Below are 26,565 nucleotides of genomic sequence, written 5' to 3'. Positions count from 1 at the left end.
GGTGCGGGCGGGCGGGCCGCGGGCCGCGCGGGCGCCGGGACGGTGGCGATGCCTGCGGTCGCCGGGGTTCGGAAGGCGGTGAGGAGCTCCGCGGCAAGGTCGTGCGGGCTGTTCATGCGTCGTCTCCCAGGTCGATGACGGCCGTGACCGGTTCCGTGTCGGGGTTCGTCCCAAGGGCCGTGGCGAGGGCCTCGTCATCCCAGCTGGGGCGCATGGCGAAGCCGATACCCAGGGTGTGCGCCGCCTCCCGGGCGGTGGCCTGGGCGCAGCCGCTGTCGAGCAGGACGATGCGCAGGGCGAAGGCGGAGTACTTCCGGGCGACCTTCGGGAAGTCGCCGGTCAGTACGATGCTGAACGGTTGGTTGCCGGGCAGGGCGTCGATCCGGGAGGACAGCCGGGCAAGGCGGTGCCCGGAGGCGACGTAGCCGTAGACACCCGGGGGGATGCCCGGTGTTTCCCGCACGACGGCGTACGCGGTCACCGAGCCGATGTTGCCGCCGCTTGCCGTCCAACGGGCCACCTTGTCCGCGTTGTCGGCCCTGATCCCCGCCGTGACGGAGAGCAGCAGCGACAGCGTGTCCGCTCCGGGACTTTCCGCGTTGTGGAGCGGAGCGGACCGGTCGAGCCGGTCGTGGCCGGGCGGTGGGAGCTCGACGGCGGGGGCGACCGGCCAGGTCCGGGAGACGCGCTGCAGAGCCAGGTTGGAAGGCTTGTAGTGCATCTGGTGGGCCTTGAGGTCGGCGAACTCCTTCGGCGGCATGGCCACGGACGCCTCGAAGCGCGTGGCCGGGGCGGCACGTTCCACGACGGTCCCCTCGGCCACGGAACAGCGCCGGCAGCCGGGCCGGGTCGCAGAGGCGGCGTCCCGCTGGCCGAGGGTCTCCAGGTCCACCACACGCCAGCGCATCGGCAGGGGTGTGGGGGTGGTCCGGGAGATCGCGGCGAACACGTCGCGGGCGAACAGCGCGGTGGCGAGCTCGTGGTCGCCGGCCGTGGCTGTACGGTCGTCGTCCTCGTCCTCGTCGTCGGCGGTCAGGCAGTCCAGGCACGGCGTGGTACGGGGGTCGACCAGCGGGCCCAGGGCTGCACGGCGACCGCGCACGCTCAGGCGCAGCATCGGGATGCCCTTGTCCCAGCAGTGCTTGGCGAGGAGGTCCCGGCCTTCTCCGCGTTCTGCGCCCCGCGTACCGTCTCCGGCATCGGCCCAGACCACAAGGGTCGCCTGTTCGGATGGGGTGTCGCCGGTGGCGAGGGTGACCCGTACGGAGCCGGTGAGCTCGTCGCGCAGGTACCCGGCGAGGGCCTGATCGCCGAAGACTTCGATGTCGGCGGCGCTCAGGCGGGCTGCGGCCTCCTCCCAACAGGGGTTCACCTCGGTGGCGCTGCCCACCCGGGACAGGTAGTCGGCGAGCCGGTCGTCGACATCCGCTACTGCTTCGCCTTCCGTCGCCCGTGGCGGTCCTTCTTCGACGACGCCACAGGTCCACAACAGCGAGAGCGCCTTGAACACGACCTCTTCGGGCATTCCGAGCTCTGCCGCGAGCCGGTCGTGTGTGCGCTGGCCGTCCAGCAGGGCGAGCAGACCGGGCAGCATCTCCGTGGCGGACCTGCCGCGGAAGAGCTGCTTCTTGGGCGGTCCGGTCACCACCAGCTGGTCGGCTTCGGTGCTGACCACCAGGCCGCGACGCAGCCGCGGCCGGAGGGGGATGCGCAGCTGCGGGTCGAACCGCGCGGCGGAGCCTACGGTTTCGGCCGTCATCATGGATTGATCGCTCACGCTGTCCGCCCTTCGGTGATCGAGACCAGTCGGCGCCACAGTTTCGTCGCCGGCGGCGGGGGTTCGGCACCGCTCGCAGCGGTCCACCGCGATCACGGACGACTTGCTGGTAGCGCCGGTGATTTGGTCGAACTTGCGTACGGTGCCGCCGATTGCCTCGTCGTCGCCGGGGGCGTCCAGCGCCTCCTCGACAGCTTGCCTGGCGAAGGCGGCGGCAATGCCGACGGCATGGACCGGATAGCCGGTGGGGTGGCGGTCACCTGTGTCGGCGGTGCCGTACTCGGGGCGCCTGTGCTGGCTGCGCCGGCGCACGTAGCACTGGTGGCAGGCCGTGCGGCCGGGGACCACCACGGGGCCGCACAACACCTCGGTGGCAGTGGTGTGCACCCCGAACCAGGGAGTGCCCCAGGCGAAGGCGGCACGGTCCGTCGCCTCGTCGATACGGGGCCGTTCATGGGAGGTGGTCAACACGATGAGGTCGGCGCGGGGCCACAGACTCGGGTGGGTGCCCTCGTCGATCTCCATCAGGGTGATGTCGTGTCCGTGGTCCCGGGGGTCGTATTGCAGACGTCGTGCGACGTCCTTGCCGAAGGCTCCCGAGGCGAGTACGAGCAGGTGACGATTCATGACCTACCTCATGCGAAGGGCTGCGGGTCGGGATTGATGCCGTCGATGTCGTGCACGGGATGTCCCATGGCGTGGGGGGCCTCGTAGAGGCGGGGATGGGCCAGGTAGCGGGCTCGGTGGGCGAAGGAGAGCGGCATCAGCTGCGGCACCATGACCCGTACGGCGGTCGCACCCACCTGGCGGGCCTCGTCGGTCGTGATGTCGACGACCACGACCTCGCACCCGGCCCGGGACAACCGCTCCAGGAGCCACGGGAGCTCTTGCGCTCCCGGCGCGGGGCGTGGCAGGTCCGCGAAGGCCCGTACGGGGCGCTCGCCTTCCAGGAGGAACCTGAACCGGTGGCGCTGGTCGGGCTTCCCGGCGAGGAGTGCGCCGCCGATCACACTGACGATGTCCTGCGGGTCGTCGGGGTGCGTGTGCCGGCTCGCGTGGGAACGGAGCGCGATGCGCAGTGAGGCGGCCTCACGGTGCAGTTTGGCGATGGCCTTGCCGGGGTCGGTGTCACATGTGGCGACGACGAGTTGGGCGAGATCGGGGTCGTGGTCTGCCAGCTGCACTCCGTAAATAACCGGAATGCCGAGATCCGTCGTGGCGTCGAAGAGCAGGGTACGGATGTTCTCGTTGGCCGCGCGTTCCACGAACGCCCGGTGTTCCGGCGCTAGGTCGTCGGGGGCGAACTCCAGTCGGGGAAGCCGCAGGCGCTGGAGCCAGGTCAGGGCGATGGAGTCCCGTTCGACGACTTCCATCAGCCCGTTGGCAATCGCGGCCAGCGGGTCGGCATGGGTGGCGCAGCCCGTGGATACCGGGTGAACGAAACGCTCCGCAGCCGACTCCGGTGAGCACTTCAGGTAAACCTGGACGGCCGGAACGTACACCTTGCGGCCGCGGGCGAGGGACCAGCCTTCAACCCAGCGCAGTGGCATGCGCGGGTCGGTGGGGACCAGACCGCAGCGCGGGTCGGCCAGTTCGGCCGGTGCGAGGTTCGGCCATTTCCAGGGCGGAATGGCGTCCTCGCCGAGTTCCTCGGCGGTCGCCCAGATCATGTCCCGCGGGGACCAGGCACACGAGGAGTACCGCTCCAGGGATTCAGCTGCCGCGAGGTGCGCCGCCGTCTCGCGGTCCAGCGCTCCTCCGGCCCCGTCGAAGTTGCCGGAGGAGGCGTCGTGTGTCCACTCCGACTGCGCTGCGAGAACGGCTCCCGGGTTGCCCAGAGATCCGGAGAAGACCGCGAAGTCAGGTTCGCCTTCTGTTACGGGCAGCCAGGTCAGCCTCGACACGAGCCCGTACGGCGACACTAACCTTCCGATCCGGCGCAAGGATTCGGGCACCGCAGCTCCCTGCGGCGTCGCCTGAAGCGTCCTCATTCCCCACCCTCCCCGACCGCCTGAGATCCGGCTGAGCCGCAGCCGATATCTCGACTCATTTGCGTTCGTTGAAGCCGCAAACTGATTCCCCCATTTCGGACACACGTAAGACACTTCGCGTCATCAGGTCAGTTTATTGCAAGCCATGTTGGGTCTTCCGGCCACTACCTTCTGGTCACTAGCGGGAGAGCAGATGACATGTTTGACTCCGTTGGGCGCCATTCGCGGCTGAGGTTCACGATCTGTCGCGAACGGTTGCAACCTTCTACACGTGGTGGACAGGTCGGGGCGCTGTTCGCCATGACAGATAGTTTTGAAACGGGGATGAACAGATTGGACAAGGCGCACGAAGACGACTTCGCACGGCACGTCGTGGGTGTTCGACCAGCACTCAGACGCAAGGCCTTCGTACTGGTGGGGGACTGGTTCGCGGCTGACGATCTTGTACAGCAGACGCTGATCGCCGTCTATCGATCCTGGGAACGGCTGGATCACCACGAAGCACTGTCCGCCTACACCCGCACCGTGATGGTGCGGCTATTCATCGACGAACGACGCAGGCACCGCTGGACCCGTGAGCTGCTGCAGGACTCGTTGCCCGAACCGGAACCCGGCCCCGAGGAGTTGGCCCGGATCGGGGAAAGGCTGGTCCTGCTCGAAGCACTGGCCACTCTCACCCCGCGGCAACGCAGCCTCGTCTACCTGCGCTACTGGGAGGACCTGGGGATCGAAGAGGTCGCGCAGATCATGGACTGCTCCTCCTCGACGGTCCGCAGCTCCACCTCGCGCGCGCTGCGAATCCTGCGTGAACTACTCGGCGAGTTGGGATCCCGCCGACACGAAGGCTGACCCGCGGGCATGCCGATAAATGGGCAAGTCTGACAACCTGGTAGGGGGATGGTGTCCTGACCTGCATGGATGCGGGTATGTATGCCGCATACTCCGGCAAGGTCAGGACACTCTTCCTGTGCGTGGTCCACATCGGGCCCCGGCGCGGCGACGGTCCGCCGAGGACAGTCCGCCGAAGACGGACCCTTGCCAAGGGTCCGGTAGCCCGGCAGTCTTGGGCACGGGTGCGCAACAGCATCGCCAGGCTGCTCTCATCAAGACGGACAGAAATCCTCAAAGGTGCCAGTGGCCCTCGTCGATCTCCATAAACTGCTTATGAGACCAATCTATTCTGCCCTCCATTTCCCCATAGGGTTGATTCATGAGTGAGAATATGCGAGATCAGGCACCAGAACGCGAGAGCGATGATTCGGAGTCACTCCGTGAAACGCTGCGCGCCCTCCTCGGCTCAGCCTCGGCCCCGCCCTCTGTATTGAGCGATGACGAACTCATCGCGACGATCCGCAGATCGGCTGACGACTCCCAGCAAGAGGAAAAACTTCAGTAGCCAGCTACTACCGCACCGTGTTGACTGACGCCCGGACCGCCAGAAATGCCGATCCAGTGGCTAAGTCAACTCGTTCGGAATGGTCAGCTCCGCATCGTGACCAGAGCAACTGCAGTCATCGCCGCCTGCATCTCCCGTATCGCCTTGCGGACGCTCTCGCCGACCCATTGGCCCTCGGATACCTCCCGCATTCGCGGAACGACCTCTCGCGCCGGCCGGTCGGGGAATGCCAGGCGGTGCAGCTTGGCGCCGTGCAGCAGTGCAATAAGGCCGGCCGAGCGGTCGTCGGGCTCGGCACGCCGCAGGACCACTTCTTGGAGCCGTGCACGCAGCTCCCTCTCGACCGTGCCGTCCACCTCGGGGAACCGTTGCACCGTAAAGATCCCCAATACCTTGCGCTGCTCTTGGCTGACCAGGCCGCGCTCCCTGAGAGATGCAACGGTGGCATCCAGCGCCTTGCGGTTGTCCTTGGTCAGCCACGCCGTCACTTTCGGCGGCCGGCGTGTCCCCGCTGCCCAGGTATCGATCGTCCTGAGCCGGCCGTCGAGCAGTCCTACCCTAGTCGGAACCGTGTCGACCACGGTGATCCGACCCCCGTCCACAGAAAGACGGCCTGCCAGCACCAGCTCGAGCACGATCCCACCCGCAACAGCCCACTGGCAGGCCTGCCGCTCACGGACCGCCCCGGCCTCATCGTCCAGCGACAGCAGCATGATCTCTTCGGCCAGTGTCACGATCACGCCGGTCCCCCCGTAACTCGACTCGACGGCTAGGGACGCCCAAGGCGGGCAATCAGTTCCCCTCTACGTCCTCCTACCCCGAGGGCATAGCCGCGAACGCGCGCTACTTGGCAGCCGATTGGCTGACGGCGGTCTCCGTAAGACGTCATCTCATTTGGCGTTGGCAGGTAGGCTGCCGGTCATGGTGGGGATTGTTGAGCGGCTGGTTCCGGATGAGTTGCGGGTGCTGTTCCAGCTGGTGGTTCCGGAGGCGCCGTCGAGGCCTCAGGGTGGTGGGCGGCGCCGGCACGGTGACCGGGAGGTCCTCGCCGCGATCGTGTTTCGTGGCCACGTCGGGTTGTACCTGGCAGCAGCTGCCCACGGCCTCGTTCGGCCCGTCCGGGGCGACAGCCCACCGGCGTTTCTCGGAGTGGAGCAAGGCCCGGGTGTGGGCCAAACTCAACCGCTTGGTCCTCGATGAGCTCGGCGCCCGCGGTGAGCTGGACTGGTCCCGCTGCGCGATCGACTCGGTGAACATGAGGGCCCTGAAAAAGGGGACCTGACAGGTCCGAATCCTGTCGACCGGGGCAAGTTCGGGTCGAAGATCCACTTGATCACGGAGCGGACCGGTCTGCCCCTGTCCGTCGGAATCTCGGGTGCGAACCTTCACGACAGCCAGGCTCTCGAGCCCCTCGTTCGCGGGATACTGCCCATCCGATCCCGCCGTGGACGCCGCCGGCGCAAGCCCGGCAAGCTCCACGCGGACAAGCCGAGCCCCGACCCCAGCACGGGCAAGCCGCCGCCGGGAAACAGCGACGGAGAGGTCCCGAAGTCTCCTCCGCCGTCCGGTACTCGCAGGAAGTAGCGCGACGACATGTACCTCGATGACCGTCGGCTCGCGCTGACGGAAGCCATGGATACCCAGGGCTTGTGGCCGGCGGACTCTCCCTGGGTCCGCCGCGCCATCCTGGAAACCGTCCCGCGCCACATGTTCGCGCCCGAACGGTTGTGGACGTGGGACGGCGAGGCGTACGTATCCGTTGACCGCGCCGTTGACCCTGACCGCTGGGCCGACCTCGTCTACGCCGGCCCCTACGACTCGGCCATCACGCAGATCCTGGACGGCCTGCCCAGTTCAAGCCTGTCCTGTGTCTCCGTCGTCGCCGACATGCTCGACTCCCTGATCCTGGAGCCCAGCCACCGCGTCCTGGAAGTGGGCGCGGGTGCGGGCTGGAACGCCGACCTCCTCGCCGCCCGCGCCGGCGGGGGGCTGGTCACCACCGTGGAGGTCGACGGGACGTTGACCACCGCCGCCCGTGAACGCCTCGATGCCTCCGGCCTCGACGTGGCCGTGCACACCGGCGACGGCAACACCGGATGGCCGACGGGAGCCGCGTTCGACCGGGTGATCGCCACCTATGCCGTGGACGAGGTTCCATGGGCGTGGATCGAGCAGACCAGACCCGGTGGTCGCCTGGTCGTCCCCTGGGGCCGGCTCGGGCACATCGCGCTCACCGTCGCGGACGACGGGAAGTCCGCCACTGGCTGGGTACAGGGCCTCGGAGTGTTCATGCCCAGCCGGGGAACCGACCAGGGCCGCGAGCATCACGCCATCCGCGGCGACGACCCGGCGCTCGTCCGAGAGGTCCCCGTGCAGCAGGATCTCCGCCCGCTCGCCGACACGGATCTGCTGTTCGCCCTGCGCGTCTCCCACCCCGACATTCGCATCACCACCACGGACACCGAGCAGTGCTTCACCGTGCGGCTGCACGACGGCGTGAGCTCGTGGGCGTCGGCCACCGTCGACCACACTGGCACCACCACGGCGAGGGAAGGTGGGCCCCGGCGGCTCCTGGTCGAAGCCGAGGCCGGACGACAACACTGGGACGAGCGTGGAGCCCCATCACTCTGGGATTTCGGAATGACCGTCACGCCGACGGGACAGTACCTCTGGGCCGGCGGGGCTGAGGCCGGCTCTTACACTGCGTCACTGCCGTCCGTGACGAGCGAGAGACAAACATGAGGAGAATCGGATGATGGGGTGGCTGCCCTTTCACCACCACTAATACTGCAACCGCATCTGCGTGAGGGATGTGGTGTGGGGCTCGTTGGTGTATCTGTGTGCCGATGAGCTGACGGTTGAGCAGGTCGAGTCGTGGTTCGAGGGGATGGCCGGGTTCCATGCCCGCATCCGGGCCCTGGGACCTCCGGTTCGGCCCTCCCGGGTACCGCACCGGCTTGCTCCGGTCGGGCGGCGAGCAGTGCGCGGCGGGTCGCCTGCCGGCGCCGCCTACGGTCGCAGCTGGACCGCGAGTGCCTCGGCGATCTTCCTGAGCGACTCGCCGGCCAGGGCCGGGTCGGCCTTGGTGACGGTCGATCCCTGGGAGACCACGAGCGCCAAGTCGCCCTTGCCCGCCACCGCCACCCGTGCGACGGCGGCCGTGCCCCGGCCCGGGGTGACCCTGGTCTGGCCGATCCCGGGCTCGTCCTTGGAGAACGCCATCACCTCGGTGGTGCTGAGGTTGCCGAGGGCGGCGATCATCGGCAGCGCCAGGTTCACCGCCACCCCGCCGTCGGACACGGCCACGAGGTCGATCTCCACCGGTGCTTCCGAAGCCGTGAAGTTGCAGACGACGGACGCGTTCGGCGGGACGGCGGGGATGGAGGGGATCCCGGACGGCGTGGGCTGCCCGCTGGGCCAGGCCTGGGCCGGCCGGCCCGGGTCGACGGTTCCCTGAACCGCGGGGTCGCCGCCGGACGCCGCCGGGGTGACGGTCCGTTCGGCACCGGCCGCCTTCAGCGCCGCCGCCGGGTCGAGGCCGAACGGGCAGGCCGACGTACCCGTCAGCTGCTTCGCCGTCGAGGCGACCCGGTCGTAGGACAACCTCTCACCGCCTGAGGCGGCCCCGCCGGAACTCCCGGACGAGGAACAGGCGCTCCCGGCAAGGGCGATCCCGGCCGCGCCGGCCAGGGCGAGGATGCGGCGGTACTTGGCTGCTGTGCGATCAGCTGTCATCCGGTCAGCCTAATCCGGCCGCATCTGCGTGAGGGATGTGGTGTGGGGTTCGTTGGTGTATCTGTGTGCCGATGAGCTGACGGTTGAGCAGGTCGAGTCGTGGTTCGAGCCAGATCGGCACGTTCCAGGCCTGCCGGCGGTTCGGCAGCGTTCCCTGGGGACGAGGTGCCGTTCGCGACGAAGAACGAGCACTTCAAATGGATGTTGCAGCGCGCGATCGACGCCCGCGCCCCGTTCGTCTGGGTGACCGCGAACGAGGCGTAGGTCCAGGTCAAGTACCTCAGGTCCTGGCGGGAGGAACGCCGCATCGCGCACGTGCTCGTCACCAAGGTCAACGACACCGTGATCACCGCGGGCTGGGCCGAGGTCCGCGTGGACGAGCCGATCGCGACACTGCCGCGGCATGCCTGGAAGCGCATCTCCGGAGGCCAGGGCTCCGACGGCGAGCGGAGCTACGACTGGGCCCGAGTAGCGATTCAGCCCGTGTGGGAGAACGGCGTCGGACACTGGGTCCTCGCACGCCGCTCCGTCAGCGACCCGGGCAAGATCGCCCACTACGTCTGCTACGGCCCCGTCGGCACCCGGCTGAAGGACCTGGTCAAGGTGGCCACCGCGCGGTGGGCGATCGAGGAGTCGTTCCAGGCGGCAGAGCCTGACGGACTCGTGGCCGCACTCGGCCTGCCGCGGGTCAGCGCTCCAGGAAGGTGCGGCGCCACTGGAGCGGCGACATCGTCAGCGCGGCCTCCGCCAGAGCCTGCGCTGAGGCAGTCTTCAGGCTGGCGAGCGAGGTGTCGATCCAGTCCTGGACCTCGGCGTACCCCTGCGCCCGGTACTCCACCGCCTGTACCAGGCACTCCAGCTTGTCGGCATCGTGGGCAACGAGGACTTCGAGGGAGCTTCCGCTCTCGTACTCGTCCACGATCCGTTGCACACCGGCCTAGACCGACGGGTGGGCGGCGGAGACCTGGTCGGCGGTCACGGTCTGGTTCGTGGCGGCGTCGATGTAGCGGCGGCCGATGTGCGGGATGTCGCCGAGGCGGGTCTCCTGCGTGTCGTGGAACAGACACATCAGTGCGACCTTGCCGGCATCCGCGCCTTCCATCATCGCGAGAACGGAGCCGATGATCCCGACGCGGAAACTGTGCTCGGCGATCGACTCCGGGTTGTTGTTCCCGGTGAACCACCAACCAGTGCGCTTCGCGTTCTTCAAGACACCCATCTCGAAGACGGATCCGGCCGTGCCCTGCGCGTTCGCCGTCTCGTCTGCCATGGTGACCTCCGTTGCCGATCATCGGTTCTGGTGCAAAACGTAGTGGATGGAGGCGAGTTCACGTCTGGATCTCGGCGAGATCCCGCCCTCGTCCAAGAGTCTGTCCAGCCGCTCGGCGAGCGACACGGACAGGGACGGGAGGGCCTCGGGCAGCCAGGGGTGCGCGTGCAGCAGGGACCACATCGAATACGTATAGAGGTCGACGTAACCGGGGGCGAAGTGCATGCCGTCGGCGAGGGCCCGTAAGAGGGCGACGGGATCCAGGCCGGTGAGGTCTCGATCGCGCATGAACGCGTCGTCGGCCTGCGGCTGATGGGCGACGCCAAGCCAGTACGCCCAGTAGTTCAGGTTCGCGGCCTCGCCGTCGTCGTCGTCGGCCATCGCCCGCTCGATGAAGTCCCACAGAGGCACCGGGTCGCCCAGACGGGCGAGAGCGGCAGCGGTCGAGCGGGCTTCGGCCCAGCGCGGCGTCCACCCGCGTCCGGCCAGCGCTCCGCGCCCGGCGTGCAGGGCGTGCGCCGTCCATGCGATCGCCTGCGGGGACCGGTCATAGGAGGGGAGATAGAGGGCTTGACGGTGCAGCAGGATTCCGCCGGCCCCGGTCCGGGACGCGGTCTCGGCGGTGTTCCGCAACCGGTCGAAGAAGACGCGCCGGGCGTCGACGTCGAGGAGCGGGGCGGCGGCAGCCGGGCCCCTGCGGGGCGCGGCAAGGAGGTCGGCCACGGAGGATGGTGCGGTGCCGGTGAGCGCCCAGGCGAGCATGTGGGCGGTCTGGCGGTTGTGGACCCACTCGCCGAGGGGATGTGCGGCATCGTCGCCGGAGGCCAGGACGGCCGTGATGATGCGGTCGGCGTCCATCGCGGGGTCCAGGAGAGCGAGGACGCTCGGGCCGGCCCCCAGCACGGCTAGTCGACGCCGCATGCCGAGGAGCCGCCGGCCCTCATGTGCGCCAGCGGCCGGCGCCCCGACTCCCAGCCCTGCACGGTCGTCAGATCCACCGCCAAGAGCTCGGCGAGACCCTGCTGGGTGGCCGGGATCGACGTCCGGGCGGCGCGCAGCACGAAGCCGCTGATGAGACCCGCGCGTAGCGATTTGCTGTTCATGGCGCTCCCCTTGGATGTGGCGCGCTCTACTCGTACCCGCAGTCAGTCCTACTCCACCCCGACCGCTCGTACGGTCAATCCGTGTGATCGGGCGCCGGTCACTGGCAGCCCGGTCGCGCTGGTGACACCCGGATTGGCGAGGAGGCTGCCGTGCTGCCCGTGTCCCCCCGAAGCCGTACCCGTCGAGGGCCGGACGTGCCCGAGGTGACCGTGGCCCGTGCCGACGGCAACCATCGCCACCCTGCCGGTCGATGTGACCCTGATCAGCGAGACCATCTCCCAGGTCCTGGCGTCCCGGGATGGGACTCCCGAACGGACGGTGTGCGCGGCCTGGCATCGCCGGCTCGCCGGACATGTGCATCTCCTCGCCCCGATCGCCGTGGAGCAGGCCCCGCGCTGGAGCGATCCGGAGCGGACCCGCCTGGTGGAGGCGACGGCTGTGGCCGTGACCGAGAACCTTGAGGGCGGACTTCGCGGCCAGAGCGCTCATCGCCCCGTCCCCCGGCTGGTCCAGGACGAGCCCGAGAAGCCCCATGCATGCGCGGGCCACAGAGGAGCGAGGATCTCGCTACGGTGACATCACGTCAGTGAGACGTCTATCCAAGTTTGTTGTAACGGGAGTCCTGAGCCATGCGCATCACCGTGACCATCGAAGAGCCGAACGAGGCGTTCCGCGCCGACCTCCTCGCGAAGCACGCTGCTGTCGTCGAGCTCGACACCGAGTGGACGATGGAGCGAGCCCACCGCTTCTACCAGGCAGTGCCGCACAGAGCCCAGCGCCTACTCCGAGAGGCCGCCGTCAGGGACGGCTTCGTGTCGGACGAGACGCTGCGCGAGGACCTGGACGGCAAGAACCTGCGCGGCCATGCGGGCCCCCTCAAGAGAGCCCTCGAATGCGGTGTCCGCGAAGGATGGTGGCCGGAGGGCATGCAGCCACCCCTCGCCCCGCGGGGCCCCGGCTTCGGCAAGGTCAAGGGCTACCAGATGCCGGAAGAGCTGGTCAGCACCTTCTTCGCGGCCATCACGAACCCGCCTCAGGCCGGGGTCGGCACCACCGCCCCGTAACCGTTACGGGGAGCTCGGAACTGAACGGGCCCACCATCACTGCATGTTTGATGCCGGCCAACGAGTGCGCCAGCACATCGTGGACGTCCCGGGCGATGGCGGGCGCGCTCGATGAGTACGGAGGTACGGGCCTCGGCGCGGGCGGCCCGTTCGGCGGATTCGGCGGACGAGATCATCGCCTCCACGGCGCGCTGCCTGCTGCGGCTCAGGATTCCGGCCACGACCGGGACGGCGACGGTGAGGCCCACGGTCCAGGGCAGCAGTTCGTGTCCGGGGCCGAGGTGGAAGTACAGGACGCCGCTGCAGAGCAGGCCGGCCAGAGCCGCGAGCGAGAGGGCCTGCCCGACGGGGAGCCGGTAGCCGATGTGGCCGACGAGGAAGTACGCGAGCGAACAGGTAGCCGGAGCCGGTTCGGGCGGTGCCCCGAGCAGTGGTGGGCGGCGAGGGCGTGGCCGAAGCGCGGAGGGGGCTCAAGGGCGCCCCACCCGACCCAAGGAGCGTAGCCGTGGACCAGGTGGGACCGAGAGCCGGTCGCGTCCCGGCCGTGGAACCCCTGGCCGGCAAGCGGCGGCCGGCGCACGACGCCGCAGGGGCCGGAGGTGGTGCGTGTCCTGGGATCATCCACTTGGAGGGCCGGTAGAAGGGCACCTTCCGCCGCGCATCCCGCGAAACCGCCCCTTTGGCGCGCAACACCCTGCCGTTCCTGCGCCGCCCTCATGTCACAAGCGATAGGGCAATCTTCCGGAACTTGCTCAACGAGAGAAGGTAATCCTGCTTCCCGGCGTCGGAGGCAGGCAGTGTGTTGACACTTTCGGTCAAGAAATCTTCCGCAGCCAGCAGGAGGACTCCTGCCAGCTCGGAGGGATCGAATCTCCCTACAGGTCCAGAGGGGGAGGAGATCATGATTCCCTTCTTTCCGCTGTGGAAGGCAAGTCGAAATGATGTGTCCACTCCGACGAAGGAAGCGTTCTTCGTGTGACCTTCGAGTACCGGGCGAAGGCAGTCGAGGACGTGCGCGATGGACAGGTGGATCATCATTCCCTGGTCGGGGTTCTTTCCGGTGGAGACGGCTTCCCCCAAATCTCCTGACCAGCGCATGTCTCCCATGTCGAATCCGCTCGGATCTCCTTGGTTCGGTCGGACGGTGAATTCTACGATCATGGGGTATAGCTCTTTCCTACGGGGAAGAAGGTGATGATTTTGTTCCCGTCCTCCGAGTCCACAACCAGACGGAAGCGCGCCCTCATTCCGTTGACGGTCATACGTTTCTCCAACGTCTGTATCCGGTTGTCGGGATCGGAGACGCGAGTTCCCTTCTCTGCAATGTACTCAGCAGCCGCCTCCACCTGAGCTCTTGTGGTCGTGGGAGGCAACAGATCGCCATGCCCCGACGAGTGACTCCCCGAGACGTGGCGTTCGTCGATGTGTTTCCACCCCCACCTCGATGTCCCGTCTTCCATTCTCGGTTTGGCCCTGCACAGCGCCAGACCGAGTGGGTCGATCCATGCCCAGGGATTAGGCCCGTACCAATACGGGTTGGGGCCACCCTCCAATCCGATCGGGTCCGGGGAAAGGTAGCGGGCGGTTTCGGGGTCGTAGGTGCGGAAGTAGTTGTGATGGAGGCCTGACTCGGTGTCAAAGTACTGGCCGGGGAAACGGAGCGGGGTGTAGGCGTCGGCGTCGCGTGTCCAGGTGACGGAGCCCCAAAGGGTGGAGCGTGCGCGCCAGGTGATGGCTCCCGACTCGTCCACCAGTTCGCGCGGAGTGCCGACGAGGTCTGTGACTACGGCGAAGAATCGCTCGTCAGTGGTGCCGAGGATACGTTCGGCCTGAGTGAGCGGGTGCAGGTCACGCCCGGAGCGCCGCGTCATCGGCCTCCACCGCGGCCCACCGCATGACGTCGATTAGGCGCGCCGACAGATCATGCGCCCCGTACTTGTAGGCGACCGCGTCCGCGCAGCGGGCCGCCGCCGCCACGAGCCGGGCCGCGTCCTGTCGCTGCACACCGGTCGAGTAGTGCAGCAGCGCGAGCGTGTCGCGGAGCAGGGCGGGCGCGGTCCCCGCAATGAGCCCGTACTGGGCGGCCAGCCGCTGCGCCACCGCGGCCTCGACCTCGCGCCGCAGCTCTTCCCGGTGCCGAGTCCGGCGGGTCGAGGCGGATGCCATAGCCCGCGATGGCGGCGGAGATCGACGGCAGGGTGGCGTGCATTCGGCGTGCGGTGCCCGCGAAGCCTGGGTAGAGGCGGGCTGGGTCGACGCCGAGGGCGGCGGCGATCGACTCCAACGCGGACGGGCTCGGCGCGCGAGAGCCCTGCTCGATATGCCGGATCATGCCGAGAGACAGGTGTGCGGCGGCAGCGAGATCGCGCTGCGTCATGCGGCGGGACTGGCGCCGTGCCGCGATGCGATACCCCGGGTGGTCGGCCATACGACAACCGTACCGCCCGGGCAAGTGACCCTCTGACGCTACGCGTTGACGATACCGACGAGGTCGTGCAAAGAGTCGATCGACCAATCGGCGGCCGCACGTACCTCCGAGTCGTCCGCCCACCAGTGCCCCCACGGGCCGCGGCGAAGGTGCGCCGTGCGCAGCCCCGCGGCGCGGGCCGGATGGATGTCGTTGGCCGGGTGGTCGCCGACATACAGCGTCTCCGTCGCCGGCGCGCCAGACACCTCCAACACCCGCTCGAAGAACGCAGCCGCCGGCTTCGACACACCCCAATCGCCCGACACCGCGACCACATCCGCAGGTAGATCGAGCGACCGCAACAGCCGGCCGGCCTTCGGCGACTGATTGCCCGCGACGACGACCCGCACGCCGGCAGCCCGCACCGCGGCCAGTGCCGGGCGAACATCCTCGTACAGGTCGCTCTCGTCGAGCTGCTCCCCGCGGCCAGCGGCCCTCCCGAGCGGCATACTCGGCCGTGACATCAAGGCCCGGGCGGAGCAACCGGAGAGCGTCCGCGGTTGTCCCGGCCGTCGACGACGACGGCCCCGACAAGAGCGGACAGGGTGTGCCGTGGGCTTCCGAGCCAGTCGGCCCAGGCCGCCCAGTAAGCGATCGTCTCGGGTCAAGGTTTCGCCGATGTCCAGCACGACAGTCCGAATCATGCTCGTCACCCTACGGTGCCCCTCGCTTGACAACAGGGGTCCCTCTCGCCCGATGGGGCTGGTTGGGTAACAGGTGGTGGGGAAGCCTGGCATGCCCAGTCACAGGGCCTGGTCACCGGCTCTGGGGAGCGATCTCACCGGCTCAGTCACCGGTTGCTGAACTCACCGTTTCAGTCACCGGTGACTGAAACGGTGACTCACCGGCCGGTCGTGGCGCCTGGTCCGAGGGCGCGCGCCGGCCGAGCTGCTGCTCGGGGCGCTCGCCGGCCCCGGCCCCGGCCCCGGCCCCGGCCCCGGCCCCGGCCTCGGCCTCGGCCTCGGCCTCGGTGGGCGGGGGTGTCGGGGTGGGCTCGGCGGCGAGGCGGGCCCTGCGGTCGGTGGTGCCGGGGGTGTGGCGGGGCGGGGGCCCGAGCCGAGTTGGCGGCGTTCGTTCATCTGTCCAGTCTCGCCGTCCCGTTCCGGGACGGTGGCGGGCCCCCGCCGGCGGTACACATGGGGTCAGACATGGGGTCGAAACATCGGGTCGAACATGGGGGGAGTCGGGTCCGGCGCTCCCTCGGCGTCGTCCCTGTTCAGGCCGGGTATCGCGGCCGGTGACTAGCCAGACTTTCTTGTGTGTGGGGGGGGTCTGGCGTGGGGTGTTCGGTTCTTCAGGGCGTGTGCTGGGGCGGTTGGCCCTGGGCTCGGAACAGTTGGGGGGAAAGTTGGGGGGAGAGTTCGGGGATAGATGGGGGGACAGTTGGGGGGATAGATGGGGGAAGACGACTGCTGGGCTTGTGCTCGTTCTCCCTGGTCAGACCTGGGTTTCGGGTCGGTGACTGGCCGGACTTAGTTGTGGGGTGGGGGAGGGTTCGGGGTTGACGGGTCGGGTGGTGGGGGTGCGGCTGGAAGTCGGGGGTTTGTGGGGGTGGGTGGCGCTGGCGTGTCGTGATGATCACGGACGTGGGAGGCGCGGTGCGGGTACGGGGGTTAGGGGTTGCGGGTCTTGGGGTGGGGCTCTGTCTGATGGCGGCCGGGTGTGGCGGGGCGTCGTCGGACGGGAAGCCGGCCGCGGCGGTGTCTTCGGGTGGCGTCGTCGTCGGCGGTGCCGGTGGATCCGCAGGCGGCCGAGAAGACGGCGGTCCTGACGGCGTACGCGGCGATGGCGGCGGCGGAGACACGCTCGTACGCGAACGCGGTGTTGGACCCGGAGCTGGAGAAGCACGCGACGGACAAGGCGCTGACCGACATCAAGGCCACCTTGTACTGGTGCCAGCAACGCGGCACCGTGATGAAGGGCGCCCCGGTCCACTCCCCGAGGGTCGACTCCCTCGACACGGGTGGAGACACCTGGCGGGCGTCGATCACGGACTGCGTGGACTCCTCCGCCTACGACAAGGTCGACAAGGCTTCGGGGAAGCCCGTGACGGCCCCGTCGGCGCCGCGGCGCCACGTGGTGACCTCCACCGCCCAGCGCACCAAGACGGGCCCTTGGCAGGTCTACACGTCCACGATCGAGCGAGACCGCACGTGCTGGCCCGCCCCCGCCCGACCGGCCTCGCGCTCGCGCTGGCGGCCGGGCTGCTCCTCGCGCACGCCGCGCCGGCTCTCGCGGACGACGGAGGAGTCATCTGTCCCCCTCGGGAGTTGGACTGCGACATCACAGCCCAGGACCCGGGCAAGCCCGGACTGGGCAAGCCTGGGCAGGGGCCGGGCAAGCCCGGCGGCGACGGGTCGGGCAAGCCCTCCTGCGCGATCGACGGCACACCCGTGCCCTGCTCCACCCCCGAGATGGGCGTCTTCAGCCCGGCGGACTCCTGCTACTGGAAGGAGACGCCCGGCCCGGCCGGCGGACTCCCGCCCGGCTTCGACACCGGCGTCCCGGCCAGTTGGAGGCCCGGGGATCCGGGTGGATCGCTGTACCTGGTGACCTGCCCCAACAGCGCCGGTGACGAAATCCGCGGCGGGATCCGCTGGTCCGCGACCGGACCGGCCGGTGGCGGCGGCGGCGTCCAGGCCCTCGCGCACCAAGCGGTCGAGAAGCTGCTCCTGGAGGGGCCGGACATCGGGATCGTGCCGCGCCCGGACGGCACGGGGCTGGTCGGGATGCCGGTTGTGGATGTGGTCCAACCCGGGTCCGTCCCGCACGGGTCCGACGTCGGCGTCGGCGTCGGCAGGGTCGGTCACGGTCACCGCGACGGCCCGGGTGCGCACCATCGCGTGGTCGATGGGGGACGGCAGCACCGTCCCGTGCGCCGGCCCGGGGACGCCGTACGAGCCGCGGTTCGGCAAGGATCCGTCCCCGACGTGCGGGCACACGTACATGCGCACCAGCGCGACGGCGCCGGGCGGCCGCTACCCGGTCACGCCACCAGCACCTGGGACATCCAGTGGGAGGGCGCGGGGCCAGACCGGGACGCTGACGGCCACCCGGACGAGTTCCACCAGCCTGGCGATCGGTTGAACTCCAGGTCGTCGGCGCCGGCTGACGACCCGGTACACGTGGGGGGGAAACAAGGGGGAGACATCGGGGGAGACAAGGGGGGATCCATGGGGGGAGACACGGGGGGAAGCGGGTAGAACGCCCCCTCGGTGTCGGTCCCTGGTCAGAACCGGTATTCGCGGCCGGTGACTGGCCGGACTTTCTTGTATGTGGGTTTGGGTTTGGTTGTTGGGTTTGGTTCGTTCGTTCGATCTTCGGTTCTTCGGTCTGTGTCTGGGCGGTTTGCCGGATGGTTCGGTTCGTCGGGTTTCTGGTCTGGGCGGTTGCGGGTCTGGTCGTTGGACGGTGTGGGTGTGCGGTTCAGGTTCGTGGGGTTGTCGGTCGGTCTGTCTGTGAGTCGGGGTGCTGTTCGGTGGTCTCTCTGAAAGTTCCGGGCGGTTCGGTGTCACATCTTGCGACTTGCCCCCCATAACCCTGTTGGCGAACAGAACCGGGGCGCGGGAGGCCTCGGCTCGCCTGTGACGGCCCTCCGGGCCCGCGCGGGTATCCGGTTTCCTCAGGCGTCCTCCGAAGCGTTCAGCGGGCGCTGGGGAGCTTGGCGCCCCCACTGGCGGGAAGTCCCGCGTAACAAATCGGGGTGTCCACCCCATAACTCATCTGCGGGAGAGGGCCACGGGCCCGCCCCATACCTGTGATCGAAGCCCCATTCAAGCCTGATCTGCCATCAAATTCCGCAGGTCAGAAGCATTGAATGGGGCTTCTTTCCGCGTCAGGTTGGCCGGGGTTGTGGAGCTAACCCCCGCCTGAACCACCATCCGATCAACCGCATGCCGACCCCGGATATGCCTGACGAATGGAAGATCCACATGTCCTCCCTCATCCTGGTCGTGCTGCTGCTTCCTGGTCCTCGTGACGCTGCTCCTGGCGGGTGGCTTCGGCTACGTCGTCCACCGACACCCGGTACTGGCCGCGCCGGTGACGGCGGCCGGAACGGCCGTGATGCTGGTCCCTCGCCTGCCTGGCGATCATCGGTGCCCGTTGACCCGGCACAGGGGGCCGCGGTGGTTACGGCGGTGACCAAGCGGAACCTCCTGAGGCAGTGCCTGTGTCGGTGTTCGCCGTTGCGGCTCATCCCTCAACGGTGCCGGTGGGGCGGCCGGGTGGCGGACTGTCGCCCGCCCCACCCGCCAGCCTGTGGGGAGCCCCCGCCACGACCATCGTGCTTTCGCATCAGCTGCTGCCTGTGCCGCAACAACATCCCGCCTCACCGGGGACGTGTTCGCGCCGGATGCGCAATGGCGGCGCCGCTTCCCTGACATTGGTGGGGCCCTGGCCTGCCCGAAGTGCGCTGTGGGCACAACCTGGCGGTGCACGAGTCGTGACGGTCCTTCGTCGACGGACACATCCCCGTGGCCGAAGGCCCGTGCTTCGACGGCTGCAATCACCTCTCTCCCCCCGGCACCCACCCCCGTACCACTGTTTCCCGAGGTGCCGGGTGCATGGAGTCGGCGGTGAGAGGCTCCGGTCGAGCCCGACCGACCCCGTACATTCCAGGGAGCCGCACATCACGATGCCCTCCCCTCCCGTGAGGGAGGGGAGGGCATCGTCTCTTCACTTCTTCACTTCTTCGACGTCAGCCGGCGAGCGCCTCGGTGGCGGTCCGCCGAATGCGCTTCGTCCGGCCCGACTCGGCCAGCACTCTTAGCACTGACGGCTCGGAGACCTCGGCGCCGATCCGCAACTGGAGCCAGTCGCTCCAGCCGTCGACGAGTTCGGCGCCGAGTGTCGGCGGTTCCGCTCCGGCCCGGAGGTCTTCGAGGATTCCCAGCTCGCGTGCCCGGCGTTCGCTGAACGCGCGCACCGAGGGGGCCAGGGCCTGGACCCAGGTCTCCCGGTCGGCGCGGGGCACTCGCTCCAGGGCTTCGCCGACGACGGCCGACGCCGAGCGCGCCGTCCGCCCTCTGCGGTGACCGCGGCCAGCAGGCCCGGCCGCGCCGTATCGGACGCGAGGGCGGCCCTGTACAGCTCCCAGCGCGCGTGTCCGTCGGTCACGTCGGACACGGTCGTGCCCACCCGTTCCTCAAGCTGCCGCAGGGCGTGGCCGGAGTTCCGGGGACACGTCAGCACTTGCCATTGGCCTTGAACCTTTCCATGGCGGCTCGGATGTTCTCCCTGATGGTACGGATGTTGCTGTCGATGACAGCCTGCTGGAGCTTCGTCGGCGGCTTGTCCTCCAGGATCGGCTTGCCGTTTCATGCCGATCCGGACCTCCGCGCCCTTGCCCTTGACATGCGCGTGCGGCGGGGCGTGGTCGTTGGAGTAGATCTGGATGGTCACTCCACCTTCGTTCACGATCGTGCCGACACCCGGGTACTGCGGGCTCGTCGACGCCAACTGGGCCGTCGTGGTCCCCCCGGTGGTGGCGTACGCCGTCGCTGCCGATGCGGTTACCGGCTCCTGCGGGTGCGGCGAACGCTGCCGCCCGTGCTCCCGCGCCGAGCTTGGGCTTGGACCGGGCAGGCGTTGCCCTTGCCCTTCTTGGCGTCGTCGACGATCCTTGCGGAACTTGTCCAGGGTCCGCTTGGCAATGACCGACTTCTCCAGGAAGCCGCCGATGCCGCTGGCGACCCGGACGATCGCCTTTCCCCACCGGACAAGGCCTTCGAGACGGGCACCGAGCTTCGCCAGCGTCCACAGGCCAGCTCTCGATGTCGCCCTGGGTGAAACAGCGCTCCAGGTCTCGGTAGCCGATCTCCTCCAGGAGGATTTCGCCGCCGTTCTTGACCAGCCAGTCGAGTACACCCTGACCGGTCAGAGCCTTCGCCGTGCGGAATTCCTGGACGCACTCCTCGCCGCACTCGCGACGCAGCAGCTCTTCCTCGTTGACCGTGAGGTCGGCACCGGCGTCGGAGCCGTTGGCCTCCACGCGCGCCTGGGCGGCCCGCTGCTCCTCCTCGCGCTCGGCGGCTTCGGTCCGGTCGGCGGCCTTGTCCGCTTCGGTGGCGCTCTCGTGGGCGCGGGTGCCGCGCCCTCCGACGCGGTGGCGTCCTTCTCCGCCTGGGTGGCGGTGTTTCGAGCGCTGCCGGGCGTTCTTGCTCGGCGGCGGAGGCCGCGGGAGCGGGCGGAGGCGGCGTCGCGCTCGGCGGCGGTGGCCTTCGCCGTCGGCTGCGGACGCCTGCGACTCGGCGTCGGACGCGGCGTACGAGGCGTGCATGGCGTCGACACCGGCCTGGGCGTCGTACTTCCTGCGCCTTGGCATCTGCCCGCTTGGCGGCGTCCGCAGCCTTCTGCGCCTCGGCGGCCGAAGCACGGGCCGCAGCCACGTATTCCAGTTGCCTTGGCCGCGTCCGCCCGCGGCAGCCGCGGCAGCTTGGGCCGCGAGCTTGGCGTCACCGGCGGCCTTGTCGGCGAGCGCCTTGGCTTCGACTGCGGCCTTCGCCGCCTCCTTCGCCTTGGCCTCCGCGGCGGCGGCCTGCTGCTCGGCCAGCGGCTTCGCGGTCTGCGCCACCAAGACCGCGAACGCGGCCGAGGCGTTCAGTCTCGCGGTACGGGCTGCCCACCGCGATGGCCTCATTGGCGGTGACGTTCACGGCGCGGGCCGCGTCGCGGGCGCCGGCGGCGGCCTGACCGGCCGCGAAGGCGAACCCGGCTGTCTTGGCCGCCCACTCCGCCGTCTGCACGGCCTCGGCTTTCGCTGCGGTCGCCTCTTGGCGGGCCTTGATGGCCGCTGCCTGCGCCTTCTTGGCCTCGGCCTCCGCCGCGCGGGCGTTGGCCTTGGCGTTCGCCGCGGCGTCGATGGCCTCGGCGGCGGCGGCGTGGGCGGTGGCAGCGGCCGCGTTGGTGGTCTGGTAGGCAGACCACGCTCCGTCGGCCGCCGCGCGGGAAACGTGAGGCTGCCGCGGCGGAGCGAGTGGCGGCGGCACGAGCGTTCACCGCTGCCGTCGACGCGTCGTTCGCAGCCGCACGGGCCCGACCGGCCGCGTCCGTCGCATCGTTGGCGGCGGCGCGGGCCGCGGTCGCGGCTTGCCGGGCCTCGCCTGCGTCGGGTGGTGCCCTTCGCTGGCAGCGGCGGCGGCTTCGAGCGCGGCGGCGCGCGAGGCCTTCGCCTGCTTGTTCCGCTCGGCTGTCTCGGCGGTTAGAACGGCGCGAGTGCGGCGCGGAGCCTCGGCGGCCTCGGCCTGTTCCCGCTCTTCGGCGGCGGTGGCGCCCGACGCCTCTGCGGAGGTGCGGGCCTGTGGCCGCGGCGTTACGTTCGGACTGGGCGCGCTGCTCGGCGGCGAGGGGCCTGTTCTCCCCAGCGTGCGCGGGCGGCTGGGGACGACGGATCGGAGCCACGCTGACCGCCGGCGCGCTCCACGGCGCGCTTGGGCCCTATGGCGGTCGGCCTCGCCGCCGGGTGCAGCGGTCCGCGGTAGCCCGAGGCTGCTTCGCCTCGGCCGGCGCGGCCTTGGCGCGTCTCGCTCCGGCCACGACCAGCAAGACGCGGACGCCTTCTGCACCGGGGGGCTCGCCCTGGGCCGTATCGTGGGCGCCTGGGCGGGCGGGGGTGGCCGTTGGCGGAGGCGGCTTTCCTTCGGCCTGGGCCTTCGGCGTTGCGCGGTGACTGACAGGCGGCACTGTCGCCTGTTTGCGGCGGGCTCCTTCCCTGGAGAACGGGCCCGCGGCCGCCTAGGCGGAACTCCGAGCGGTGTTGAGGGGGCGCGGTAGAGGCCAGCCTGGACGTGCTACTTCGACGTGCAGGGAGTAGCACGGCGTCTTGACCGACTGCCGCTGCGGCGTCGCCTTGGCGGCGTTGGACGGGGGTTACGAGTGGCTCCTGATGGTTGTGGACCGCGCGGAGCCTAGGGACAGGCCGCGTGAAACTCGAGACGGCCGTCTCCGGACACCCGTCACGGCTCGGCGACGCGCCCGACCTGGGTCCGTCGCGCGGTCTGAACTCGGCACACGCTCGGCGAGGCGTCGCGGCTCGGCGTCGACGCGGGTTCCGCACGCGAGTAGGCGACGCCGCACCGCGCGCGATCTGGGCTGAAGGAGCGGCAGCCCCTTAGTCGGCACAGGCGAGCAGGCAGCAGGGCGTCTGTGGCGCCCACGGGCCACCGCGGCGTCATGGGCAGCGGCAGGCTGGAGCGGGCCGGGCAGCGGCGGGGCGCGGGGCCGGGCGCCTGGTGACGGTACAGGAGGGGGAGGCAGATTCGGCCGGGCTGGTGAACACGGGGCCGGCTTGGTGTTAGCGCTGGGACTAGCGGTACGTCCGCTGCTCGCTATGCAGGAACCCAGTACTTGCCGAGTACAGGATCTGGTTTCGCCGCTGCCACGTTTGCGCACCCGCTGCGTCTCGGCAGGGTTCGCAGCTGTCGATTACGAGCAACCTTTAGCATACCACATTGGGGAAAGGAAAGGCAAAGGTGTCGGATCGGGTCGGCGCTCGGGCCCTGGCGCCCAGGAGGGTACGGTCTGAGGCCGCCGCCAGCGCTCGCACATGTGACTTCTCCTTCCTCTGGTGCGACCTGCGCTTCGCGCGCTGCCGGACGCGCGTCGACGTTTATTCCGCCTGCGCGCACAGCTTCGGCGTGGGAAGACGGGCCGCCGAAGGACGCAAGGCAGCTCGGACGAGTGGCGCGCCTCGCGGGAAAGGGCACGACACAGGGGGGAGCCTAACGTCGCCCACCGCACGCCGCCCCGCGCCCGGCGGCGGGATCGAGGGTGGGGGCTGCGCTTCGAGTGCGGATTCTCGCTGTCACAAGTCCCGGCCCCAGGCGCAGCTTTCAGCGTCTCCACTCGGTGGTGCAACGGCCCGCCGGAACCGGCTCGGGGCGCCTTGGTCGGGGGATAGCGACGCCGAAAGCGCAGGAGTTGGCCGTGAGGGTCCACACGATGGACTCGTGCCCGCCGTCCCGCAGCTGCTGCGCCAGCCGCGCCGACGTCACCGCAGGAGGCAGGAGGAGATAGGGTCTCGGTCGGCGGGGCCGGGCGCGCCGGCCGGGCGAGCGTAAGCTGTGACGCTGCGGCCTGGGCGATGCCGCGGACGTCCTCGGACGTCGAGGGGCATGGCAGAGCGCTCGGAGAGAGCACCCTCGGGCCCTGGTCGAGAGCACGGCGGCCTTGCGGGATGCTGACGCCGGCCAGGCTCCGCGGGCCCTCCGGAGGCAGACTGTCGCTCAGTAGCCACGACCCGCGCTTGGTCTATCCAGCAGGATCGGGCACGGCGCTGCAGCGGATCGTGCGGCGACCCGAGCCAAGACCGTCCGCGCGCCGCTTCTCTCGCGGTGCTCCGCAAGCGCGGACACAGGGGCCTTGCGAGAACTCAGCGAGGAATGGGCTTGTTCGCCGGACGTATGCCTGTCTGACACTCGCGATGTGGCACTGCGCCCCTGAGTGCGAGCGCGGCGCAGGACGTAGGGGCGCGCCGGGCCGGCGGTTAGGCGCCACGCGTGGGAGAGTCCAAGACGCTGTTCTCGGGGCCGAGTTATCGCTGCGGTTCGGCGGTGGACGTAGACGTGCCGCCAAGTACCGAATCGCGCGGCGCCGTGAGGCGCGAGGGTGCCGACGGGCGGGGCGGTTCGCAGGGCCGACGAAGAGGCCGGGCGGGCTCGACAGCAATTCGGCGTTGGCGCGGTGCCGCGGTGTCCTAAGGCGTGCGCGGGCCCCGCCGTAGTGAATCGGCGGCCCATCCGAGCAACCGGAAGGACAGGCACCGATCCTTCCGTGTTCCCGGCGGGTGCGCGCACCAGAGACGGGTGTGCGCGTAGAAGGAATACGTTCAGAGCGGGGCCGCTTCGGCGGCAGGGTCGGTTCGGTGGTCCCCCGGCTCCTCGGGCGGGCCGCGGGAACCGCAGTCACCATTGCCCCCCCAGGGGGCTGCCGCCGTCGTTTCACGACACTCGCCAGACGATCCCCACGGGGTGTCCAGCGGCGCGGGCCGGGTCACGAGGCGCGCGCGTGGCGGCGGCAGAGTGATTGCCCTTACGGTGCGACCCAAACAACGCCTATAGATATTTCGGGGCACATTGGCCACAACCCTGTACCGCTCTGCGAATTTCTCGGGTGCCATAGCGGCGCGGAGAGAGGCACGGACCACTACGAGGCGCCCCTCAGGCCTCGGTGGCATAGCGCTCGGCTCCGCCGCTATTGATGTGGCCGCGCGCCGGGAAACGTAGGCGGCGGCCATGGATAGTGCGGCCTCGCGCTCGCAGCACGCGCTCTTCCCGTGCCGGCGGACCGCGCGCGCTGAGCGCACCGCGCGGGACATGCGCTACGCTGTGTCCGCCCACTTTCTGACCGAAAGCTTCGCATTCCGCAGGTGCCTCGGGCACCCGGGGGACCCGGTGCGCCGGCGGAAGAGGATTCCTACGGTTTGAGGTGCGCGAGGTTAGTTGAGCGCTCGCGGGTGGGCCGCACCCTCTGCGGTGCCAACGGCGGCGCGTAGTGATGCACCGGTCGGATGCCATCACGACGACTCGGAACGCGAGGTCGAGGTGCGCTCAGCGGACTGGCCACGCGGGCGGCCGAGGTGCTTGCAGGCTGGGCTTCAGTCGGGCAACAGTGGGTGTTCTCTGCTGAGCTTTGAAGGGCGGAGCGGGGGTCGGCGTTTCCCGTCCTGAAGGTTGTGCTGTCGCGCGTTGTGGACGTGTCTGTTTAACAGGATCATGGGCGCTGCGGACCATAGCGTTGATGGGTGATACCGTGGGGACGACGCCGCCCGCGAGTACAGATGCTCGAGGGCGGCGGATCGCCTTCGGGCTATGGGGCCGCTTTCCTCAGAGAGCGGCGAGGGGTGAGGGTGCCCCGGGGGAACCTGGACCTCGGGACAGGCGAGGCGCTGGAGCAGCTCGACGTGAGGCCTGGCTCGGCTCGCACGCCGCGGGGTTCTCCCCTCGCCAGGAGCATGCGTCGTTTTTCGTACGCTCGCGAGGGTGGGTTCCTCGGAAGGCTCGGGTCATGCTCTGCCCCGGCAGGTGCGGCGACGCTGCTTCGCCCGGCGCGCGCGGGAATCGCGACGTTCTGGATCCGCGCCCAGGGCGGGCCGAACGCCCGCCGGTTGCCCGGCCCCCACGGTCACTGGTGCTCCCGAGTCACGCCCCCACTCGCTCCCGGCGCCACGGGTCGCGAACGACCTGAGACGCCGGGCCTAGGCGAGCGGCAAAAACCCGCCACTCGCTTCGCGCCAAGTGCACGGGCGCCGGCCGCACGCTCCCACCTACCGCGTCGCGGCGGGCGCGTCCTCCTGGTCCGCGAACGATTCCGAACCGCGGCTGCTCACAGCAGCTCTCGCGCCGCGAGCGAAAGCGCAAGAGTGTCGCGACGCAGCGGGGATGGTGCAGTGCACGGGCCCACAGGCTCAGCGGTGCGGCGGCCACGGTTACACCGCGACGAAGAAAACCGGCGTGGCGCCGGACCCCGTTCGAGGCCAATCTGCTGGCCGCGAAGCTCGGCCCGGACGCCGCACCCCATCGCGATAGCACGCGGGCGCGGTGAGGCCGGCTGACGCGTTCCGGTCGAGGGGATGGCGACGCGTCTCGGTCGTCGGGCTCGAGGTCGCGCTCGTGCGGCGGCGCAGACCTTGTTGGTGTCGGCGATCAGATTCCGTCCGCCGTGACCACTCTACCCACCCCGGGTCGTTGCAAGAGCACTATCTGCGACGCCGCGCGACCGGCCTTCGGCCGGTCCCGAGGATGAGGTCCGACCCTGTCGGCGG

At 69.6% G+C, this 26,565-nt stretch carries 16 protein-coding genes and 7 pseudogenes; 7 read left to right on the top strand and 16 right to left on the bottom strand.

Features of this window, described 5'->3' with window-relative positions; translation table 11 throughout:
• Positions 1–112 precede the first annotated feature (112 nt).
• Complete coding sequence (locus ACQEVM_RS33475; RefSeq protein ID WP_433085582.1) at positions 113–2,404, bottom strand: TOMM precursor leader peptide-binding protein; 2,292 nt, start codon at positions 2,402–2,404, stop codon at positions 113–115.
• An 8-nt stretch (positions 2,405–2,412) separates the two neighbouring features.
• Positions 2,413–3,681, bottom strand: coding sequence for a YcaO-like family protein (locus ACQEVM_RS33470; protein WP_433085580.1), 1,269 nt, complete (start codon positions 3,679–3,681; stop codon positions 2,413–2,415).
• Positions 3,682–4,092: 411 nt separating this feature from the next.
• Between ACQEVM_RS33470 and ACQEVM_RS33465 the strand changes: the two genes are divergently transcribed.
• Positions 4,093–4,617, top strand: a complete 525-nt coding sequence (locus ACQEVM_RS33465; RefSeq protein ID WP_433085578.1) for a SigE family RNA polymerase sigma factor — start codon at positions 4,093–4,095, stop codon at positions 4,615–4,617.
• A gap of 630 nt (positions 4,618–5,247) precedes the next feature.
• Here ACQEVM_RS33465 and ACQEVM_RS33460 read toward each other — a convergent pair.
• Entirely contained in the window at positions 5,248–5,904 is a 657-nt protein-coding gene (locus tag ACQEVM_RS33460; protein WP_433085576.1) for a GOLPH3/VPS74 family protein, read from the bottom strand.
• A 181-nt stretch (positions 5,905–6,085) separates the two neighbouring features.
• Here ACQEVM_RS33460 and ACQEVM_RS33455 point away from each other — a divergent pair.
• Positions 6,086–6,652, top strand: a pseudogene (locus ACQEVM_RS33455) (IS5 family transposase); the annotation flags it as partial.
• 105 nt (positions 6,653–6,757) lie between these two features.
• Positions 6,758–7,906, top strand: coding sequence for a methyltransferase domain-containing protein (locus ACQEVM_RS33450; protein WP_433085574.1), 1,149 nt, complete (start codon positions 6,758–6,760; stop codon positions 7,904–7,906).
• Positions 7,907–8,173: 267 nt separating this feature from the next.
• Here the strand turns inward: ACQEVM_RS33450 and ACQEVM_RS33445 are convergent, their stop codons facing one another.
• Positions 8,174–8,899, bottom strand: coding sequence for a hypothetical protein (locus ACQEVM_RS33445; protein ID WP_433085572.1), 726 nt, complete (start codon positions 8,897–8,899; stop codon positions 8,174–8,176).
• 144 nt (positions 8,900–9,043) lie between these two features.
• Between ACQEVM_RS33445 and ACQEVM_RS33440 the strand changes: the two are divergent.
• Positions 9,044–9,550, top strand: a pseudogene (locus tag ACQEVM_RS33440) (IS701 family transposase); the annotation flags it as partial.
• 37 nt (positions 9,551–9,587) lie between these two features.
• Here the strand turns inward: ACQEVM_RS33440 and ACQEVM_RS33435 are convergent.
• The 3 genes and pseudogenes from ACQEVM_RS33435 to ACQEVM_RS33425 form a co-directional block, all read right to left on the bottom strand.
• Positions 9,588–10,169: pseudogene (locus ACQEVM_RS33435) on the bottom strand (HD domain-containing protein).
• Between the two features lie 18 nt (positions 10,170–10,187).
• Positions 10,188–11,090 carry an XRE family transcriptional regulator gene (locus tag ACQEVM_RS33430; RefSeq protein ID WP_433085570.1) on the bottom strand — a complete coding sequence of 301 codons (903 nt, stop codon included), beginning with the start codon at positions 11,088–11,090 and terminating at the stop codon, positions 10,188–10,190.
• A complete protein-coding gene (locus tag ACQEVM_RS33425) occupies positions 11,075–11,272 on the bottom strand; it encodes a hypothetical protein (protein ID WP_433085568.1) in 198 nt (65 codons plus the stop codon). Before ACQEVM_RS33425 ends, ACQEVM_RS33430 begins: the two co-directional genes overlap by 16 nt.
• Before the next feature lie 217 nt (positions 11,273–11,489).
• On the opposite strand from ACQEVM_RS33425, the gene ACQEVM_RS33420 reads away from it, so the two are divergent.
• Together ACQEVM_RS33420 and ACQEVM_RS33415 are read left to right on the top strand one after the other, a co-directional pair.
• Entirely contained in the window at positions 11,490–11,849 is a 360-nt protein-coding gene (locus tag ACQEVM_RS33420) for a hypothetical protein (RefSeq protein WP_433085566.1), read from the top strand.
• Positions 11,850–11,902: 53 nt separating this feature from the next.
• Positions 11,903–12,337, top strand: a complete 435-nt coding sequence (locus ACQEVM_RS33415; protein WP_433085564.1) for a hypothetical protein — start codon at positions 11,903–11,905, stop codon at positions 12,335–12,337.
• A 49-nt stretch (positions 12,338–12,386) separates the two neighbouring features.
• On the opposite strand, the pseudogene ACQEVM_RS33410 reads toward ACQEVM_RS33415, so the two are convergent.
• The 7 genes and pseudogenes from ACQEVM_RS33410 to ACQEVM_RS33380 form a co-directional block, all read right to left on the bottom strand.
• Positions 12,387–12,958 (bottom strand): annotated as a pseudogene (locus ACQEVM_RS33410) (histidine kinase dimerization/phosphoacceptor domain-containing protein); the annotation flags it as partial.
• Positions 12,959–13,051: 93 nt separating this feature from the next.
• Positions 13,052–13,498 carry a hypothetical protein gene (locus ACQEVM_RS33405; RefSeq protein WP_433085562.1) on the bottom strand — a complete coding sequence of 149 codons (447 nt, stop codon included), beginning with the start codon at positions 13,496–13,498 and terminating at the stop codon, positions 13,052–13,054.
• Positions 13,495–14,184: pseudogene (locus ACQEVM_RS33400) on the bottom strand (RHS repeat-associated core domain-containing protein); the annotation flags it as partial. The pseudogene ACQEVM_RS33400 and the gene ACQEVM_RS33405, both read right to left, overlap by 4 nt.
• 1 nt (position 14,185) lies before the next feature.
• Complete coding sequence (locus ACQEVM_RS33395) at positions 14,186–14,503, bottom strand: hypothetical protein (RefSeq protein ID WP_433086990.1); 318 nt, start codon at positions 14,501–14,503, stop codon at positions 14,186–14,188.
• Between the two features lie 136 nt (positions 14,504–14,639).
• Positions 14,640–14,714 (bottom strand): annotated as a pseudogene (locus tag ACQEVM_RS33390) (hypothetical protein); the annotation flags it as partial.
• 89 nt (positions 14,715–14,803) lie between these two features.
• Positions 14,804–15,448: pseudogene (locus tag ACQEVM_RS33385) on the bottom strand (HAD family hydrolase).
• 969 nt (positions 15,449–16,417) lie between these two features.
• Positions 16,418–16,795, bottom strand: coding sequence for a hypothetical protein (locus ACQEVM_RS33380; RefSeq protein WP_433085560.1), 378 nt, complete (start codon positions 16,793–16,795; stop codon positions 16,418–16,420).
• A 162-nt stretch (positions 16,796–16,957) separates the two neighbouring features.
• On the opposite strand from ACQEVM_RS33380, the gene ACQEVM_RS33375 reads away from it, so the two are divergent.
• Positions 16,958–18,007: a hypothetical protein gene (locus ACQEVM_RS33375; protein WP_433085558.1), complete on the top strand. Its 1,050-nt coding sequence runs from the start codon at positions 16,958–16,960 to the stop codon at positions 18,005–18,007.
• A 1,496-nt stretch (positions 18,008–19,503) separates the two neighbouring features.
• Here ACQEVM_RS33375 and ACQEVM_RS33370 read toward each other — a convergent pair.
• Positions 19,504–19,779: a hypothetical protein gene (locus tag ACQEVM_RS33370; protein ID WP_433085556.1), complete on the bottom strand. Its 276-nt coding sequence runs from the start codon at positions 19,777–19,779 to the stop codon at positions 19,504–19,506.
• 1,480 nt (positions 19,780–21,259) lie between these two features.
• On the bottom strand, positions 21,260–21,793 hold the full coding sequence (locus tag ACQEVM_RS33365; RefSeq protein ID WP_433085554.1) for a hypothetical protein: 534 nt from the start codon (positions 21,791–21,793) through the stop codon (positions 21,260–21,262).
• Positions 21,794–26,565: the final 4,772 nt, after the last annotated feature.

The organism is Streptomyces sp. CA-243310, from assembly GCF_050936775.1.
Taxonomy (GTDB): Bacteria; Actinomycetota; Actinomycetes; order Streptomycetales; family Streptomycetaceae; genus Streptomyces.
Note: the sequence above shows the minus strand (reverse complement) of the source record. Positions and strands in the feature narration are given on the sequence as shown.